Annotated in this window: 12 protein-coding genes; 2 read left to right on the forward strand and 10 right to left on the reverse strand. The window is 73.5% G+C overall.

Annotation, left to right across the window (positions count from 1 at the left end; all coding sequences use genetic code 11):
- Positions 1 to 451 precede the first annotated feature (451 nt).
- Both AF335_RS33360 and ahcY read right to left on the reverse strand, forming a co-directional pair.
- Positions 452 to 1,066, reverse strand: a complete 615-nt coding sequence (locus AF335_RS33360; RefSeq protein ID WP_102922182.1) for a hypothetical protein — start codon at positions 1,064 to 1,066, stop codon at positions 452 to 454.
- A gap of 101 nt (positions 1,067 to 1,167) precedes the next feature.
- Entirely contained in the window at positions 1,168 to 2,625 is a 1,458-nt protein-coding gene (ahcY, locus tag AF335_RS33365; RefSeq protein WP_102922183.1) for an adenosylhomocysteinase, read from the reverse strand.
- 422 nt (positions 2,626 to 3,047) lie between these two features.
- On the opposite strand from ahcY, the gene AF335_RS33370 reads away from it, so the two are divergent.
- Complete coding sequence (locus tag AF335_RS33370) at positions 3,048 to 5,030, forward strand: fructose-specific PTS transporter subunit EIIC (RefSeq protein ID WP_102922184.1); 1,983 nt, start codon at positions 3,048 to 3,050, stop codon at positions 5,028 to 5,030.
- Between the two features lie 132 nt (positions 5,031 to 5,162).
- On the opposite strand, the gene AF335_RS33375 is transcribed toward AF335_RS33370, so the two are convergent.
- The 6 genes from AF335_RS33375 to AF335_RS33400 form a co-directional block, all read right to left on the reverse strand.
- Positions 5,163 to 6,131, reverse strand: a complete 969-nt coding sequence (locus AF335_RS33375; protein WP_102922185.1) for a cation diffusion facilitator family transporter — start codon at positions 6,129 to 6,131, stop codon at positions 5,163 to 5,165.
- 98 nt (positions 6,132 to 6,229) lie between these two features.
- The gene (gene manA, locus AF335_RS33380) at positions 6,230 to 7,435 is read right to left on the reverse strand and encodes a mannose-6-phosphate isomerase, class I (RefSeq protein ID WP_102922186.1); all 1,206 of its coding nucleotides are present in this window, start codon (positions 7,433 to 7,435) and stop codon (positions 6,230 to 6,232) included.
- Positions 7,436 to 7,571: 136 nt separating this feature from the next.
- Entirely contained in the window at positions 7,572 to 8,735 is a 1,164-nt protein-coding gene (locus AF335_RS33385; protein WP_102922187.1) for an SIS domain-containing protein, read from the reverse strand.
- Positions 8,736 to 8,818: 83 nt separating this feature from the next.
- Entirely contained in the window at positions 8,819 to 9,007 is a 189-nt protein-coding gene (locus AF335_RS33390) for a Trm112 family protein (protein WP_102922188.1), read from the reverse strand.
- A gap of 284 nt (positions 9,008 to 9,291) precedes the next feature.
- A complete protein-coding gene (locus tag AF335_RS33395; RefSeq protein WP_102922189.1) occupies positions 9,292 to 10,650 on the reverse strand; it encodes a phosphomannomutase/phosphoglucomutase in 1,359 nt (452 codons plus the stop codon).
- A gap of 63 nt (positions 10,651 to 10,713) precedes the next feature.
- Complete coding sequence (locus AF335_RS33400; protein WP_102922190.1) at positions 10,714 to 11,199, reverse strand: DUF3499 domain-containing protein; 486 nt, start codon at positions 11,197 to 11,199, stop codon at positions 10,714 to 10,716.
- 227 nt (positions 11,200 to 11,426) lie between these two features.
- Here AF335_RS33400 and AF335_RS33405 point away from each other — a divergent pair, with 227 nt between their 5' ends.
- The gene (locus AF335_RS33405; RefSeq protein WP_102922206.1) at positions 11,427 to 11,921 is read left to right on the forward strand and encodes a metallopeptidase family protein; all 495 of its coding nucleotides are present in this window, start codon (positions 11,427 to 11,429) and stop codon (positions 11,919 to 11,921) included.
- A 251-nt stretch (positions 11,922 to 12,172) separates the two neighbouring features.
- Here AF335_RS33405 and AF335_RS33410 read toward each other — a convergent pair whose 3' ends face one another.
- Positions 12,173 to 13,759 (reverse strand): DUF5719 family protein, encoded by a 1,587-nt coding sequence (locus AF335_RS33410; protein ID WP_102922191.1) that lies wholly within the window; start codon positions 13,757 to 13,759, stop codon positions 12,173 to 12,175.
- The gene (locus AF335_RS33415) at positions 13,756 to 17,610 is read right to left on the reverse strand and encodes a glycosyltransferase (protein ID WP_102922192.1); all 3,855 of its coding nucleotides are present in this window, start codon (positions 17,608 to 17,610) and stop codon (positions 13,756 to 13,758) included. The genes AF335_RS33410 and AF335_RS33415 overlap by 4 nt, the downstream gene beginning before the upstream one ends.
- Positions 17,611 to 17,712 lie beyond the last annotated feature (102 nt).

Here is a 17,712-nt window from a genome sequence, read left to right on the forward strand (position 1 = left end):
GTTCTCAAGGAACGGACGCTTCCTTTGTACTCACCCTCTCGGGCTTTCCTCCGGGCGCTTCCCTTCGTTGTTTCCAACCTTACCAGATCCGTTTTCCAGTCCGTTTCCGGTCTGTTTCCCGTTTCCGGCCCCCTGTTGGAGCGGGGTTTTGCCTTCAAGCTTTCGCTCTCCGGCCTTTTCGACTTTATCAGAAGCTTTCCGGGCCGAGCTAATCGACCTTTTCGCTTCCGAAAGGGAATCGAGACGTTCCGTGCGAATTCAATCCGCTACCGGAACTCTGTAGACACTAACCGTTGCGGCGGAACCTGTCCAGTTCGCGGCAACCGTTCGAATCTACCTCCCCGCCTCCCCCGTGTCAACAGGTTTGTTGGGGCGAAGAGGACAGTACCAGCTCAGGGGGGTCGAACGCACATCGACGGCCGATGGCTTCCGGGGGAACTTGAGGTAGCTCTCAGGAGAACACCGAGGGCGGGCTCTCCAGCTCCTCCAGCTCGATGCCCGGAGCCGAGAGCACCACGTCCCCGGCCAGGTGCACGCTGTGCTGCTCCCCGGTCTCCAGGTCGCTCACCTGGTACTCGTCCACCGCCAGCGGGCCGCTGTCCGTGTCGTGCGTCGTCCGGCCCAGCAGCGCCCATGCCTGGTCGAAGGTGCGGGGGGCGAGCACCGGGGACGTGAAGCCGACCAGGCGGACGCGCTTGGCCCCCTCCCCCTTAGACGGGCGGACCAGCCGGGCCAGCGCCACGTAGAAGGCCGGCGAGGCCCCCGTGAAGGCGTGCGCCGCGACATTGCCCTCCGTGGCGTGCTCGCCGGTCGGATCGGTCCGTACCCAGGTGACGCCGTCGAGGGCGGCGCCCTTCACCTGCCAGCTCGCCGCGTGGAGCTGGAGCCGGATGGGCCGGCCGAGCTCGTCGAGGGTGAGGTCGACCGAGCCGGTGTGGTCCCCGGACGGGGCGGTGAGCTGCGAGACGTAGCGCCAGCCGGAGGGGCCCGTGGCGCAGTGGAAATGTTCCGAGCCGAGGGAGGTGTGGTCGTGCGGGTCGTGGAGGGAGTAGCGGCCGCGGGGCATGGTGTGGTCCTTGACGGTGAAACGGGGCAGGCCCCCGCCGAGGGCGGGGGCCTGCGTACCGGCTGCTGGTGCTGCCGACGGAGGTCCGTCGGCGGGCCCGGTCAGTAACGGTAGTGGTCGGGCTTGTACGGGCCGTCGACCTGGACGCCGATGTAGGCGGCCTGCTCCGGGCGGAGCGTGGTCAGCTTGACGCCGAGGGCGTCGAGGTGGAGGCGGGCGACCTTCTCGTCCAGGAGCTTGGGCAGCACGTAGACGTCGGTCGGGTACGACTCCGGCTTCGTGAAGAGCTCGATCTGGGCCAGGGTCTGGTCCGCGAACGAGTTCGACATGACGAAGGACGGATGGCCCGTGGCGTTGCCCAGGTTGAGCAGCCGGCCCTCGGACAGCACGATGAGGACCTTGCCCTCGGCGAACGTCCAGGTGTGGACCTGCGGCTTGACCTCGTCCTTGACGATGCCCGGGATCTTGGCCAGGCCGGCCATGTCGATCTCGTTGTCGAAGTGGCCGATGTTGCCCACGATGGCCTGGTGCTTCATCTTGGCCATGTCGGCGGCCATGATGATGTCCTTGTTGCCCGTCGTGGTGACGAAGATGTCGGCGGTCTCGACGACCTCGTCCAGGGTCGTGACCTGGAAGCCGTCCATCGCCGCCTGGAGGGCGTTGATCGGGTCGATCTCGGTGACGATGACCCGGGCGCCCTGGCCGCGCAGGGACTCGGCGCAGCCCTTGCCGACGTCGCCGTAGCCGCAGACGACCGCGACCTTGCCGCCGATGAGGACGTCGGTGGCGCGGTTGATGCCGTCGATCAGGGAGTGGCGGCAGCCGTACTTGTTGTCGAACTTCGACTTGGTGACGGCGTCGTTCACATTGATCGCCGGGAAGAGCAGCGTGCCCTGCTGCTGCATCTCGTACAGGCGGTGGACGCCGGTGGTGGTCTCCTCGGTGACGCCGCGGATCTCGGAGGCCAGCTGGGTCCACTTCCGGGGGTTCTCGCCCAGTGTGCGGTTCAGCAGCGTGAGGATCTGCGCGAACTCCTCGCTGTCCGCCGTGGACGGGTCCGGGGCCGCGCCGGCCTTCTCGAACTCGACGCCCTTGTGGACCAGGAGGGTGGCGTCACCGCCGTCGTCCAGGATCATGTTCGGGCCGCCGGTGGCGGTGTCGGGCCAGGTCAGCGCCTGCTCCGTGCACCACCAGTACTCCTCCAGGGACTCGCCCTTCCAGGCGAAGACCGGCACGCCCTGCGGGTTCTCCGGGGTGCCGTTCGGGCCGACGGCGATGGCCGCGGCCGCGTGGTCCTGGGTGGAGAAGATGTTGCAGGACGCCCAGCGCACCCGGGCGCCGAGGGCGACCAGGGTCTCGATGAGCACGGCCGTCTGCACGGTCATGTGCAGCGAGCCGGTGACGCGGGCGCCGGCCAGCGGCTGCGCCTCCGCGTACTCCTTGCGGATCGCCATCAGACCGGGCATCTCGTGCTCGGCGAGGGTGATCTCCTTGCGGCCGAAAGCGGCGAGGGAAAGGTCGGCGACCTTGAAGTCCTGGCCGGTGGAGGTGGTGGTCATACGGGCTGCTCCTCCTGAAGGGGCGAGCGAGAACGGGTACGGCTGTGCACGCGGTCGGGGCACCGGGACGGGCGGCCGGACGGCGGCCGTCCGGGCCCGGTCGGGCAGAGTGCGGACGCACTCCTCCCCTGACCGCAGCGCAGTCCGTCGGAGGCCCTCTCTCCCTCGGACGTCCCGTCGTGCGGACCGCCCGACCGCCATCAGCAGCGACGTCTGGCTCTGGTCACGAATCTACACCTGACGGCCCGGTGAGCCCCAGCCCCTCTCGGCCCCGGCCGGCCGGGCCGTGAGTTCCGCGCACCCGGCGCCGCCTGACGATCCGGCAGGTACGCGCTTTGCTCCGCAGGTCACGTGTTGCAGGATGCAAACAGCGCGAGGACGCGGCACGCTCCCGCGCGCGATGACGTTGTGAGGAGATCCACGTGATCAGTCCAGCCGACCCTCCCGAGGGCGCGGGGGTCCGGGGGCCGGGGCTCAGACTGCTGGCGGTGACCGCCTGTCCGACCGGTATCGCCCACACCTATATGGCGGCGGAGAAGCTCGCACAGGCCGCGCAGGCGCTCGGCCATGAGATCAAGGTGGAGACACAGGGGTCGATCGGTGCGGAGAACGTACTGACCGACAACGATGTCAAGGAGGCGGACGGGATCATCGTCGCCGCCGACAAGGACGTCGACCTGAGCCGCTTCGTGGGCAAGAGGGTGCTCACCGTGGGGGTCGCCGAGGGCATCCACCACCCGGAGCGGCTGATCGACCGGGTGCGTACGGCCCCCGTGCACCGGGGCGACGGCGCGGGCGCGGCCGGCGCGCCGGGGGCGGAGGGCGGCCGGGAGCGCGGGGCCCTCTACAAGGCGCTGATGAACGGCGTCTCGTACATGATCCCGTTCGTGGTCGTGGGCGGTCTGCTGATCGCCGTGTCGCTCGCCCTCGGCGGGCACACCACCCCCCAGGGGATCGTCTTCCACAGCTCTTTCTGGCAGTCCGTCAACGACATCGGCGTCATCGGCTTCACGCTGATGATCCCGATCCTCTCGGGCTATATCGCCTACGCCGTCGGCGACCGGCCCGCGCTCGTACCGGGCATGGTCGGCGGCTGGATCGCGAGCCATGGCGAGCTCTACGACAGCAAGGCCGGCGCGGGCTTCATCGGGGCCATCGCCACCGGCTTCCTGGCGGGCTATCTGGTCCGGTGGATCCGGAAGGTCGAGGTGCCGGAGTTCGTCCGGCCGATCATGCCGGTCATCGTGATCCCGATCCTGGCGACGAGCGCCGTCGGGCTGTTCTTCATCTATGTCATCGGGCGCCCCATCGCCTGGGTGTTCGAGCATCTGACGGACTGGCTGGGGAGCCTGACCGGCACCAGCGCGGCGCTGCTCGGGGTGCTGCTCGGGCTGATGATCGCCTTCGACATGGGCGGGCCGGTCAACAAGACAGCGTTCCTCTTCGGCGCCGGGCTGGTCTCCCGGAACCCTGAGATCATGGGCATGTGCGCGGCCGCGATCCCGGTGCCGCCGCTCGGCCAGGGGCTCGCGACGGTGCTGCGCCGCGGGCTGTTCACCCAGCAGGAGCGGGAGACCGGGCTGGCGGCGCTGTTCATGGGCCTCTTCGGCATCACGGAGGGCGCGATCCCGTTCGCCGCCGCCCGGCCGGCCCGGGTCATCCCCGCGAACATGCTGGGCGGCGCGGTGGCCGGCGCGGTCGCGGGTCTCGCGGCGGTGAAGGACAGCGTGCCGCACGGCGGGCCGGTCGTGGCGGCGCTGGGCGCGGTCGGCGGGGTGCCGATGTTCTTCGTCGCCATCGCCGTGGGCACGGTGGTGACGGCGCTGACGACGGTCACGCTGATGGGCCTCGGCGGCGGGGCCGCCCTGCGGGTGCCGGGCGTGGTGACGGCCGTACCGGCGGTGCCCCCGGCGCCGGACGGTGGCGCCACCGGTGTGACGGGCGCCGCGTCCGCTCTGTCAGGTCACCTCACCGAGGCGACCGTACGCCCCTGGCTCGCCGCCCGGTCGAAGGAGGAGGCGATCCGCGAGATGGCCGGGCTGCTGGCGGCCGGCGGCCGGGTGACGGATCCCGACGGGCTGGTCGGCGCCGTGCTCGCGCGGGAGGCGCTGGGTACGACCGGTCTCGGTGAGGAGATCGCGATCCCGCACGCCAAGACGGACGCGGTGGCGGCGCCGGTGGTCGGCTTCTCGCGGTCCGAGGAGGGCATCGAATGGGGGGCGCCGGACGGGACGAGGGCACGGCTGATCTTCATGATCGCGGTGCCGGAGGTGATGGCGGGGGACGAGCATCTGCGGATTCTGGCGATGCTGTCGCGGAAGCTGATGGATCCGGGGTTCCGGGAGCGGTTGCTTTCCGCGGGGGGTGTGGGGGCGGTGGTGGGGGTGCTGGCGGAGGTGTCGTAGCCGCGTGGGGTGCCGCTGCGCGGGGCCTTTCCCCAGCCCCGCCCCTTCCCGAACGGGGCTCCGCCCCGGACCCCGGTCCTCAAACGCCGGACGGGCTGAAATCAACCCGGCCGACGCTTCATCTGAGGTGCCTCAGTGCACCGCCGGGCCCCCCGGCGTCGCCTTCGGGTCCTCGCCCGCCGCCGCTGCCCGCTCGTCGTAGATGTCCGGCTCCAGGTAGATCACCCGGGCGATCGGGACGGCTTCGCGGATACGGGCCTCCGCCGCGTCGATCGCCCGCGCGACCTCGACGGCGGTGTCGTCGCCCCGTACCGCGATCTTGGCGGCGACGAGCAGTTCCTCGGGCCCCAGGTGGAGCGTGCGCATGTGGATGACGGCGGTGACCGACTCGCCGTCGACGGCCGCGGCGCGGATCCTGGCGAGGTCCTCGGTCCCGGCGGCCTCGCCGAGGAGCAGCGACTTCGTCTCGGCGGCCAGGATCAGGGCGATCAGGACGAGCAGGGCGCCGATGCACAGCGTGCCGATGCCGTCCCAGACGCCGTCGCCCGTCGCGAGGGAGATGCCCACGCCGCCCAGCGCCAGGACGAGGCCGACGAGGGCGCCGAAGTCCTCCAGCAGGACGACGGGGAGCTCGGGCGCCTTGGCCGTGCGGATGAACTGGCCCCAGGACTGCTTGCCGCGCAGCTCGTTGGACTCCTTGATCGCGGTGCGGAAGGAGAAGCCCTCCGCGACGATCGCGAAGACGAGCACGCCCACCGGCCAGTACCAGTGCTCGATCTCGTGGGGTTCCTTGATCTTCTCGTAGCCCTCGTAGAGGGCGAAGACGCCACCGATCGTGAACAGCACGATGGAGACGAGGAATCCGTAGATGTAGCGCTCGCGGCCGTAGCCGAAGGGGTGTTCCTCGCTCGCCTTCTTCTGCGCCTTCTTACCGCCGAGCAGGAGCAGTGCCTGGTTGCCGGAGTCGGCGACCGAGTGCACTCCTTCGGCGAGCATCGACGACGAGCCGCTGAACGCGAACGCGACGAATTTCGCCACGGCGATGGCCAGGTTGGCGCCCAGCGCGGCGACGATGGCCTTGGTTCCGCCTGATGCACTCATATGTGCGGGTTATCCCTTCCGCCCCAGCGGTTGCTTTGCTTTTCCTTTACGGCGGGCCATTGTCGCAGCAGCGGGGCGGAGTTCAGGGGCGGATCGCGTCAGAGGGCGACGGTGGCGCGGAAGACGGTGGCGCCGTCGCCGCTGACCTCGACGCGCTCGTCCGCCCGGACGAAGGCGGACTCGCCCTGGCCGAGCGTCAGCCGGGTGCCGTCGGCGGCGCTCAGGACGGCGGTGCCCGCGGTGCACAGCAGGATCTGCGGGGCGCCCGTGGGCAGGGTGGCCGGGGTCTCCGACGCGGGCGCGAAGACCTGCCGGGAGAGCCGGAACTCCTCGACGGGGGTCGCGTAGACCTCCTCCCCGCCGGCGTCGGCCTCGGGGCGCAGGACGGCGGGGACGGTGCTCTCGAAGCGGACGACGCGCAGCAGTTCGGGGATGTCGACGTGCTTGGGCGTCAGGCCGCAGCGGAGGACGTTGTCCGAGTTGGCCATGATCTCGATGCCGAAGCCGTCGAGGTAGGCGTGCGGCACTCCGGCGCCCAGGTAGAGGCCCTCGCCGGGGCTGAGGCGCACATGGTTGAGGAGCATGGCCGCGATGACGCCGGGGTCGCCGGGGTAGTGGCGGGCGATGAAGGCGTAGGCGGCGTAGGCGGCCCGGTGCGGCCCGTCCTCGGCGGCGAGCCGCTCGGCCGCCGCGCCCGCGGCCTCGGCGGTCTCGGCCATGGCGGCGTGGTCGGCGCCCAGGACGGCGGTGAGGACCTCGCGCAGGGCGTCCGCCTCCGGCAGGGCGTGCAGCAGGTCGACATAGGGCTTGAGGGAGTCGACGTCGAGCGCGGCGAGCAGCCCGGCCGTCGCGGCGGGGGACCGGAAGCCGCAGAGGCCGTCGAAGGGCGTGAGGGCGCAGAGCAGCTCGGGCTTGTGCTGGGCGTCCTTGTAGTTGCGGTGGGGGGCGTCGTGCGGGATGCCGCGCCGCTCCTCCTCGGCGAAGCCCTCCTTCGCCCGTTCGGGGTCGGGGTGGACCTGGAGGGAGAGCGGCGAGGCCGCGGCGAGGAGCTTGAGGAGGAACGGCAGCCGGGGGCCGAGGCGCCGCACGGTGTCCGCGCCGAGCTCGGTCCCGGGGTCCTCGCCGATGACGTCGCAGAGCGGTACGGGGCCGGCGCCGCGGTCGACGCGCGAGGGGGCGCCGGGGTGGGCGCCCATCCACAGCTCGGCTTGCGGCTCGCCGGTGGGGGCGGTGCCGAGGAGCTCGGGGATCGCGGTGGTGGAGCCCCACGCGTAGGGGCGCACGGTGTTGGCGAGGCGGTCCATGGGAGCGGTTCCTGACTGTCGGTACGGCCTTGGGGCGCCCTTACGGTGGTGGGATCCGGATCACCGCGTCCACGGTGCCACGGTCGCGCGCTCACCGGGCTGCCTGACGGTTCGTTCTTAGGGGTTCTTACGGTTTCTACGGGGTGGAGGCGAGCGCCAGGTAGACGGCGGCGAAATCCGTGATGGCGAGCAGCTCCGCTGCGGTCTCCAGCGGGCTCTCCCCTTCCTCCGACTGGAGTTCGCTGACGGGTGTGTCGCGCTGGAGGGCCAGCTCGCGGGCGGCCGGGGCGGGTGAGGTGACGTCCGGTTCCCGCTCGCGCAGGAGGACGACGCGGGCGTGCAGGGCCTCGGGGTCCTCGACCCGGTCACGGAAGAAGTCCTCCGGGTCGGCGCCGGCCGCGAGGTCACCGGCGAGCAGGGCGCTGTGCGCGGTGAGGGCCTCGGGGAGCTCGGCGGCGAGCGCGGGGCGGCCCGCGAGCGCGGCGAGGACCGTGGCGAAGTGCCGGCCGGTGGCGCCCGCGAGCTCGCCCTCGGTCCAGATGAGCGGCATGGTGTCGGCCAGCTCCGCCGCCAGGGTCTTGGCGGGGTTGCTGTAGGTCGCGATCGCCGGTCCGCAGCGCTCGGCGACCTGGTCGAGGCGGTCGGCGAGCCCCTCGATCGCGCGGGAGTCCGCGGCCAGCAGGCCGATGCGGTCGGCGAGCACGAGCAGCGGGGTGAGCAGGGACCAGAGGATGCCGGGGCCGACCGGCAGCGCGGCCCGGTGGGCGGCGGTGCCCGGGTCCCCGCCGGCCGTACGGGCCTCGCTCGGGGAGCTGGTCAGGGGGATCGCGAGGCCGCGTGCCTGGGTGGTGGCGTCGGCCAGCGGTGAGCCGGCCGGGGTGACGCAGACGACGGAGCAGCCGCGCCTGTACGCCTGTTCGAGCAGGATCGCGAGGCCGGGTTCCGTACCGTCCGGGCTGGCGACGAGCAACAGGTCGAGCGGGCCCGTCCAGCCGGGGAGCGCCCAGCGCAGGGCGCCGGGGGCGGGGGCCACGCCGGTCGGGCGGATCAGCGAGACCGGGGCGCTGTCACCGGCGAGGGCGGTGAGCAGATCGGCGGTGCAGCCGCCGGCGGGGCCGGGACCGGCCACCAGGACGGCGCGTGGGCGGCCGTCGGGCCTGAGGGCGCCCACACCCGCCTCGGCGGTGTTCCGGGCGGCCGTACGGACCCTGGCGCCGGATTCGGCGGCGCCGCGGAGCAGGCCGTGGACATCGGCGCGGGACAGGGCGTCGGGGTCATCGAGGAGCGACTCGTCGAACACCGTTGATCAGCCTCCGATCGCCGTGGCGCACGCGCTCGCCGTCGCGTACGCCGTACGGGTTTGCCTGGGCCGGAAGGGCGGGGTCAGGCCGGGCGCCGGGCCTCGTCCACGAGCAGCACCGGGATGCCGTCCCGGACGGGGTAGGCCAGGCCGCAGCCGCTGCCGCCCTGGCACACCAGCTCGGAGGTCTCCTCGGTGGTGCCTTCCTCGCGGAGGGGGGCGTGGCACGCCGGGCAGGCGAGGATCTCCAGGAGACCGGCTTCGAGCGGCATGGGGGTTCCCTTCGGGATGTGCGTCTCTGTCCGGCCAGCCTAGTCGCTCCCGCCGGGGGTGCGGGATCGTGGCACGGACACGGTGAGCCCCGGCGACGCGGCCGTGCCGCGCTCCGGCGCGCTGCCCCGGACCCCGGTCCTCGAACTCCCCCGGCCGGCGCCGGGAGGTGCCCCCGGACAGGCCGAACGCGCCCTCTGCCCGGGGCATGCCTCCCATGGGCCCGCCCGGTGGTCCTCCCGCCCTGTCACCGGCGGGCGGGCCACCGGCGCGGCCCTGTCCCGGCTCAGGCCCGGACGATCGCCAGGACCTCGTCCCGCACCCTCGCCACCGTCTCCGCGTCGCGCGCCTCCACGTTCAGGCGCAGCAGCGGCTCCGTGTTGGAGGCGCGGAGGTTGAACCACCAGTCGCGCGTGGTGACGGTCAGACCGTCCAGCTCGTCGGTCTCGGTGCCCTCGCGGCCCTCGTACGCGGCGCGGACCGCCGCCGCGCTGGCGGCCTGGTCGGCGACGGTGCTGTTGATCTCACCGGAGCCGGCGTACCGGTCGTACTCCCGGACGAGCTCGGACAGCGGACCGTCCTGGCCGCCGAGCGCGGCGAGGACGTGGAGGGCGGCCAGCATGCCCGTGTCGGCGTTCCAGAAGTCGCGGAAGTAGTAGTGCGCCGAGTGCTCGCCGCCGAAGATCGCGCCGGTGCGGGCCATCTCCTCCTTGATGAAGGAGTGCCCCACCCGGGTGCGGACCGCCTCGCCGCCGTGCTCCTTGACGACCTCCGGCACCGACCACGAGGTGATGAGGTTGTGGATGACCGTGCCGCCGGGGTGCTTGGCGAGCTCCCGCGCGGCGACCAGGGCCGTGATCGCCGACGGGGAGACGGGCTCGCCGCGCTCGTCGACGGCGAAGCAGCGGTCGGCGTCGCCGTCGAAGGCCAGGCCGATGTCGGCGCCGGTCTCGCGGACCTTCTCCTGGAGGTCGACGAGGTTCTTCGGGTCGAGCGGGTTCGCCTCGTGGTTGGGGAAGGTGCCGTCGAGCTCGAAGTACATCGGCGTGAGCTCGATGGGCAGGCCCTCGAAGACCGTGGGCACCGTGTGCCCGCCCATGCCGTTGCCCGCGTCGACGACGACCTTCAGCGGGCGGATGCCGCTGAGGTCCACCAGCGAGCGGAGGTACGCGGCGTAGTCGGCGAGGACGTCCCGCCAGGTGAGCGTGCCCGGGGTGGCGGCGGGCTCCGGGGCGCCGGAGTCGGCCCAGCCCTCGACGAGGGACCGGATCTCGGCGAGACCGGTGTCCTGGCCGACGGGGGCGGCGCCCTTACGGCAGAGCTTGATGCCGTTGTACTGGGCCGGGTTGTGGCTGGCCGTGAACATGGCACCCGGCAGGTCCAGTTGCCCGCTGGCGAAGTAGAGCTGGTCGGTCGAGCACAGCCCGATCTCGGTGACGTCGACGCCACGCGCCGCCGCGCCGCGCGCGAAGGCGCGCGACAGGCCCGGCGAGGACGGTCGCATGTCATGACCGACCACGATCGCGTCCGCGCCGGTCACCTGGGCGAAAGCGGCGCCGAAGAGCTCGGCGAGCGCCTCGTCCCACTGGTCGGGGACGACGCCGCGCACGTCGTACGCCTTCACGATCTGCGACAGATCAGCCACAGCCAACCCCTCCTGGAGTCCGGTACGGGAAGACAAACCTACCCGGAGGGAGGAGCGGCGCCGTCAGGAGTCGGGCGAGCGCAGCACTCTGAGGTGGCCTCGGCGGGCGACCTCCATGGGATCGGCCTCGCGTCCGGCCGGGCCCATGGCGCCGGAGGCACCGGCCTGCGGGGCCGGCCGCTCCTGCGGACGGGCCGCCTCGCGCACGGCGTTGGCCAGCGCTTCGAGGTCGTCACCACTGGGGCGGGCGGGGCCGCTGTCGAGGGCGAGCCGGACCACGTCCCAGCCACGGGGGGCGGTCAACCGCTCGGAGTGCTCGGCGCACAGGTCGTAACAGTGGGGTTCCGCGTAGGTGGCGAGCGGTCCGAGAACGGCGGTCGAATCGGCGTAGACGTACGTCAGCGTCGCGACGGCCGGGCGGCCGCACGCGGTGCGCGAACAGCGACGTACAGGGCTCACGAGGTTGGACGGTACCGCACTCTTGAGCGGTCCGCGACGACTCTCCCCCGGCTCACTCCTCCGTGTCGTCCCGGTTCGTCCCGTCGACACCGTTTCGCCACCGGCCCGTTGACCTGCGCGGAGACCGTCGAACCGGATTTCGGCCGGTCGAAAAATTGTCATGAAGGCGTCCGTACAGTGTCATTCAGGATGGATCGACCGGTCCGCTACCCGGCCGCAATTGATCGTGGAGACCACCGGAACGTTCATCCTGCGACATGCTGTGGATGGCCGATCACCACGTGCGCACGGCCGACCGGCGGATACCCTCAGGGGTGATGGACAGCCCCGTACCTCCTCGTCACTCCGCCTCGCGCCCGCGTCACCGAGACCGTCACGGACGTGGCATGCGCGGCCCGATCGCCCCGCCCCAAGTGCCGCTGTCGGTCACTCGCGGCGAGGCGTTCGTCGATCTGGTGCACGACTCGGCGGAGCGGCTGGAGCGGCGCTGGCCCCAGCTCGCCGCCGTCGACTTCGTCGTCCGCGAGGTGCCGGTCACCCTCCGCGACGCCGGGACGCCGCCCGCCGATCCGGACGGGCCGGAGGGCCTCGACGTCTTCGACTTCGACGGCGAATCCGTGCCCCTCGGGCGGTACGTACCCGCCCACGGCGACGCCCCCGACCGGATCGTGATCTACCGCCGTCCGGTGGAGATCCGTACGAAGAGCCGCGACGAGCGGGCCCTGCTCGTCCACGAGGTCGTGGTGGAACAGGTCGCCGAACTCCTCGGGCTCGCCCCGGAGTCGGTGGACCCGCGGTACGGACAGGACTGAGCGGCACCGGACTGAGCGGCACCGGGCGGGCCGGACGGGGGCCTCGTCGACCCGGCTGTTCGGGCTGTTCGGGCTGTTCGGGCTGTTCGGGCTGTTCGGGCTGTTCGGGCTGTGAACAATTCAGCGGCTGAACGATGTGGTGGCTAAACCATGTCGTGCCTGAACTATGCCGCGGCCGAACCATGTCGTGGCCGAATGACGCCCGCGTCCGGATGACGCCGCGGCCCGGCGCCGCTGCCCTACGCCGGCCGTCAGCGGTTCAGCATCGACAGGTCCTGGCCCGCCGTCGGCACCGCCACCGTGGAGCGGTCGTCCGGCACCGGCTGGACCGTGAACATGGGCATGCCGTCCTTCGGCAGCGACAGCGTCCGCGAGACGTGCACCGGGCCCCCGGAGACCTTCTCCACGGTCACCGCGTACGTCCCCTTGCCGCCCGAGGGCTGCGGCGGCTCCACGGTCAGCGTGGTGCCCGCCTTGACCGTGTAGGTCTTGCTCGCCGCGGTCCCGCCCTCGCTGCCCGCCGACGAGGTCACCTTCACCTCCGCCGCCTCCTTGCCCGGCGCGACCAGGGTGAGCGCGCTGCCCTTGGGGCGGTTGTCGGCGACCGTGCCGCGCCGCTCCACGGGTGCCGTCGCGGGGATGAACGCGGTCTCCTGCTTGTCGTCCTTGCCGCGCGTCACCCGCAGGGCCGCGACGACCGGGGCCTTGGCGCCTTCCGCCGTGAGGAGCAGCGAGCCCGCCTCGCCCTTGGCGACGTCGCCGAGGTCGACGGCCTCGGTCATGCCGCTCTTGACGTGCAGCGTCTCGTGACCGGCCGGGGTGATCGAGCCGCTCGGGCCGGCGAACCGCAGCCTGAGGTCGGCGTCGTCCGTGCCGGGCGCGAAGGCGATCAGCCTTACGGACGTCACGTCGGCCGGGATGCCCGGCAGGACGGCGTCGGCGGCCGGCTCGGCGGAGGCCGGCAGCCAGTCGCCGCCGAGCTTCTCGTCGGACGCCTGCACGGCGGCGCCCACCCGGCCGGAGCGGGCGGCCACGTGCAGGGTCGCGCTCTCCACGGGCGTGTCCGACAGGGTCGCCAGGAGCACGGGGACGGTGGACCGGGGCGGGAGGGTGACGCCCTCCCCGGAGGCGGTCCTGATGCGGCCGTCCTTGCCGTAGAGCTCCAGGTCGACGACGGCGGCCGTGGAGTCCGGGTTGGTCAGGTGGACGTAGTCCTGGCGCCCCTTGGCGGTGCTCACGCCCGGAAACCAGAAGGACGTGTCGGGGGCCGTGCAGGTCAGTCCGTGCAGCCCGCGCCCGCTTCCCGCGCTGACCACGGTCGACTGCTGCACGGTCCAGCCGGGGGCGAGGGCGCCCTCGGCGGCGCCGATGAGGGCGGGCGCGTCGGAGCGGCCCGTGGTGGCGGTGGCGGGCCTGCCGGGCTCCTTCGGGGCGAGCACCGACGTACCGGGGGCCGTCGCGCCCTTGGCGTCGCTCTTGCCCTTCCCGTCCTTGCCGTCCTTCTTGGCGCCGCCCTTACCGGCGTCCTTACCGGCGTCCTTGGCCGCGTCCGTGAGGGCGTCGTCCTTCTTGCCCGGGGCGGCCGCCACCAGGTCGGCCGTCGCCTTACGGCCGGAGGTGCCGGCGGTCTGCGGGGTGAACGCCGTGTACACGGTCTCCCCCACGTCCGAGGAGGTCGGCGCCGGGCAGAGCGCGGCCGACCGTTGCACGGGCAGCCGGGAGGACGTCTTCGCGGGCGTCGTGCCGGTGCTCCCGGCGGGCGCCGCGACGACGGCGAGGCCCGTGGCGGCGGCGAGCGCCGCGACGGCGCCGAACAGGGACAGGGTGGTGCGCTTCACTGCTGCTCGCTCCCGTCGCGGTGGGGCTGGTGGCCGCCGCCGTACGTGGTGTCGTAAGGCTGCCCGCCGTAGTTGTACGGATCGTAGGAGCCCGCCGCGTACGGATCCGCCTGCTGCCCGCCCTGGTACGGGTCCGGCTGCGGATACCCGGCCGTCTCCTGCCCCTGCGGCGGATGGTGGGCGCCGTCGTACGGGCTCCCGTAGCCGTTCCCGTAGGCAGTCCGGTGGACGCCGCCGTCGCCCTCGTACGGGGCCTCCTGGTGGCCCTGGCCCGCGTAGTGGCCCTGATGGCCCGCCTGGTCGGCCCCCCAGCCGCCGGGCTCCTGCTGACCGTAAGGCTGCTGGTGCGGCACCGCCGCGTACGGGTCGGCGGACTGCTGACCGTAAGGACCGTAAGGGTCGGCCAGGGGCTCCGCGACGGGCGGCTCGGGTGCCGCCGGAGCGGCGGGCCCGCCGTCGGCCTCGGCGGCGGCGCGGAGCCTGCGCGCCCGGCGGCCCTCTCCGGAACCGGGCTGCGACGGTACGGGCGCCGGGGACCCGGACGCGGCGGGCGTCCCCGGGGCCACGGCCGTCGCCTCGGGGAGGTCGTCGTCGACCTCGCGGCGGCGCCCGGGCAGGGCGAGGACCACCAGGACCACGGCGAGCAGCCCCTGCGTCCACGCCCATGCCGTGTGCGGCAGCGGGGTCCGGTAGACGAGGGCGAGCCGGCCGCCCCCGGCGGGGAGCGTGAAGCCCTGGGCCCAGCCGTCGACGGTGGTGGGCTTGAGCGTCCGGCCGTCGAGGGTGGCCTGCCAGCCGGGGTCTGCCTTGTCCGCGACCCGCAGCACGCGGCCCTCGTCCCCGGCGGGGAGCGTGTCGTGCGCCTCGACGGGTCCGGCCGCGACGGGCACCGGGCGGGCACCGGCCCGGCCGCCGACGACGGTGACGCGGGCGACGTCCCGGTCGACCCGCCACAGCGAGCTGTCGCCCTGCCGGCTGAGCCGGGTGAGGCCGGTGGTGGTGTCCAGGGTCCGGCCGGTGCTCCCGGGGGCGCTGCCGCGGACGATCACATAGCCCACGGCGTAGTCGGCGAGGGCACTCGCCTGGTCGGCGCCGGAGCCCGCGACGAGCCCGGCGACGGTGGCGTCGAGCTTCTTGTCGTGGCCGGCGGAGGCGGCGAGCTCGGCGTCACCGAGCTCGGCGCCGGAGCCCCGTACGAGCGCGTAGGCGACGTGTCCGGCCTCGCCACCGAGCACCAGGGTGCGGGCCTGGTCGCGAGTGGCCGCCTCCTCCGCGACGAACGCGGGCACCTGCGCGGCGGCACCGCGCTTCAGCGGCCCGTCCGCGCCGCCCGCCGCCCAGGCGACGGCCGCGGCCAGGGGCGCCGCGATCGCGGTGACGGCGACGAGGGCCGCGACGGGCTGCCGCCAGCCGAAGCTGAGGGCCGCGACGCGCTCGCGCGCCCCCTCGGCACCGACGACGGACGCGGCGACGAGGGCCAGGCCGTAGACGAGGGTGGCGGGGCCAGCCCAGCCGGAGCCGCCCCTGGTGAGCACGGCGCACAGGAGGGCCGCCAGCGCCGTGGCCCAGGCGGTGAGGATCGCCCGCCTGCGGTCGGCGCGGAGCAGCGCCGCCAGCGCGGCCAGCACCACACCGGTGAACAGCAGCCCGCCGAAGGTCTTCGGGCCTCCGGGGTCGCCGGTCAGCAGGTGCCAGGGCGCGGACGTGACCGCCGCCGGCTCGATGCCCGCCTCGGTGAGGAAGCGGCCGGGGTGCGCGAGCAGCCCGAACGACCAAGGAGCGAGGACCACGAGCGGAGTGGCGACGGCCGTCAGGAAACGGATGCCGTGGACGGCCGGCCGGCCCCCGCCGCGGGTGAGGGACCAGGCGACGGCGCCGAGGCCCAGGACGACAGCGAGCGGCCAGACGACGGGCGTGAAGGCGGTGGTGACGGTGAGCAGGAGCGCGTACGCCCATGTCGCGCGCCAGGTGGGGCGGGCGCCGGGCGTGCGCAGTCCGGCGCTCGCGACTGCCGTGCGCGCCATCGGCGGCAGCAGGACCGCCAGGACCGCGGTGCCCAGCCTGCCGGTGGCGAGCGCGCCGGTGGCGGCGGGCAGGAAGGCGTAGGCGACGCTCGCCCACGCCCTCAGGAGGCGTGAGGAGACCAGGGTGCGGGAAGAGAAGTAGGCGGTGAGCCCGGCCAGGGGCACCGAGCAGACGAGCAGCAGGGTGAGGGTGAAGCCGGTGGAGCCGAGGAAGAGCGCCGACAGACCGGCGAGGACCGCGAGATAGGGCGGCGCCGCGCCGGTGGTGCCGGTGCCGACGGGGTGCCACGCGTCGGCGTAGCGGGACCAGAGGCCCGAGACCCCGTCGGGGGCGGGCAGCAGGGCGCCGCCGGACAGGGAGCCGCCGCCGAGAAGCGCGCGGCAGGCGATCAGCGAGACGAGCAGGAGGACGGCGAAGAGCACGGGGCCGGGCTTGCGGGCGATCCGCTTGAGCCGGCCGAACTGCTCGATCTCCAGGAAGTCGGCGTCCTCGCCGCCGGGCCCGGACTCCACGGCGCCGTGCCGTCCGGCGGAGGAGGACTCCGTGTCCGGGCGGCGGCCGAGACCGCTCGCGAGCCCTTCGACGGTCGCCCGGACGGTCGCGCCGACGGGCGGGAAGAGCGGCCGCAGCTCCCCCGGGGGCACGGCCGGGCGGCCGCGCCTCTTGCGGGCGGCGCGGAGCCTGCCGGGGCGCAGCAAGGTGCCGAAGAGGCCGGTGAGCTCGTCCAGGGCCTGCCCCGGCGCCTTGCCGAGGAGGTATCCGAGGGCGCGCAGCAGGGTGCCGAGGACCAGCCGGACCAGCACGTACGGCAGCAGCTTGGCGTGGGTGTTGGCGAGCAGGGTGTGGACGGCGCCCGCCTTGTCGACGCGGTGCGGGTCGGCCGCGGTGCGGCCGGCGCAGTCCACCGGGCGGCGCTCGCGGGCGGCGGCCTCGGCGTGCCGGGCGACGGCGTCGGGTGCGACGAGGACCCGGTGGCCGGCCGCGTGGGCGCGCCAGCACAGGTCGACGTCGTCGCGCATGAGGGGCAGCCGGCTGTCGAACCCGCCCAGCCGCTCGTAGACGTCGCGGCGGATCAGCATGCCGGCGGTGGACACGGACAGCACGGAGCGCACCTGGTCGTGCTGGCCCTGGTCCTGTTCCCGGCGCTCCAGGCCGGTCCAGCGGCGGCCGCTGCGGGCGATGGAGACGCCCACCTCCAGCAGCTGTCTGCGGTCGTACCAGCTGCGGAGCTTGGGGCCGATGACGGCGGCGTCGGGCTCCGCGTCGGCGGCCCGCAGGAGTTCGTGGAGGGCGCCGGGCTCGGGGGCGCAGTCGTCGTGCAGGAGCCACAGCCACTGGACGGGTTCGAGGTCGCCGCGGCCCTGGCCGGTCCGGCCGCCGCGGTCGTAGCCGTGCGGGTCGTCGGGGTCGTCGCGCCAGGTGCGGCTGACGGGGTCCCAGCCGCTCGACCGTCTGAGGTACGGCAGCGTCTCGGGGTCCGGCGCGGGGACGGAGCGGACGGCCTCGTCGACGGCCGCGCCGAAGCCGGTGCGGCGGGCGAGGTGCAGCACGCGGTCGTCGCCGAGCGCCTCGGCCAGCAGCCGGGCCGAGTCGTCGGTGCTGGCGGTGTCGGCGCCGACCGCGCCCTGGACGGGGCGTTCCTGGCCGAGCAGCCCGGCCAGCGCGTCGGGCAGCCAGCGGGCGCCGTCGTGGGCGACGAGCACGGCGGTGACGACGTGCCGGGGGAAGGCCGGCGGCACGGCGGAGTCGTACCCGGGCAGGGGGGTGGGGGCGAACGGAGCGGAGCCGGCCGGGTGGTGGGCCGCCGTGGTGCTGTGCTCGGACATCGGGGTACGGGCCCTCCGGCCGGGGTCCGGAGGTCGCCCCCCGGAAGACTGCTGTGCTGGACTGCGGACGGTGCGCCCTCGCGGGGCGGCGGTGCGTCGCGG

The sequence above is a fragment of the Streptomyces eurocidicus genome, assembly GCF_002891295.1.
Lineage (GTDB): Bacteria > Actinomycetota > Actinomycetes > Streptomycetales > Streptomycetaceae > Streptomyces > Streptomyces eurocidicus.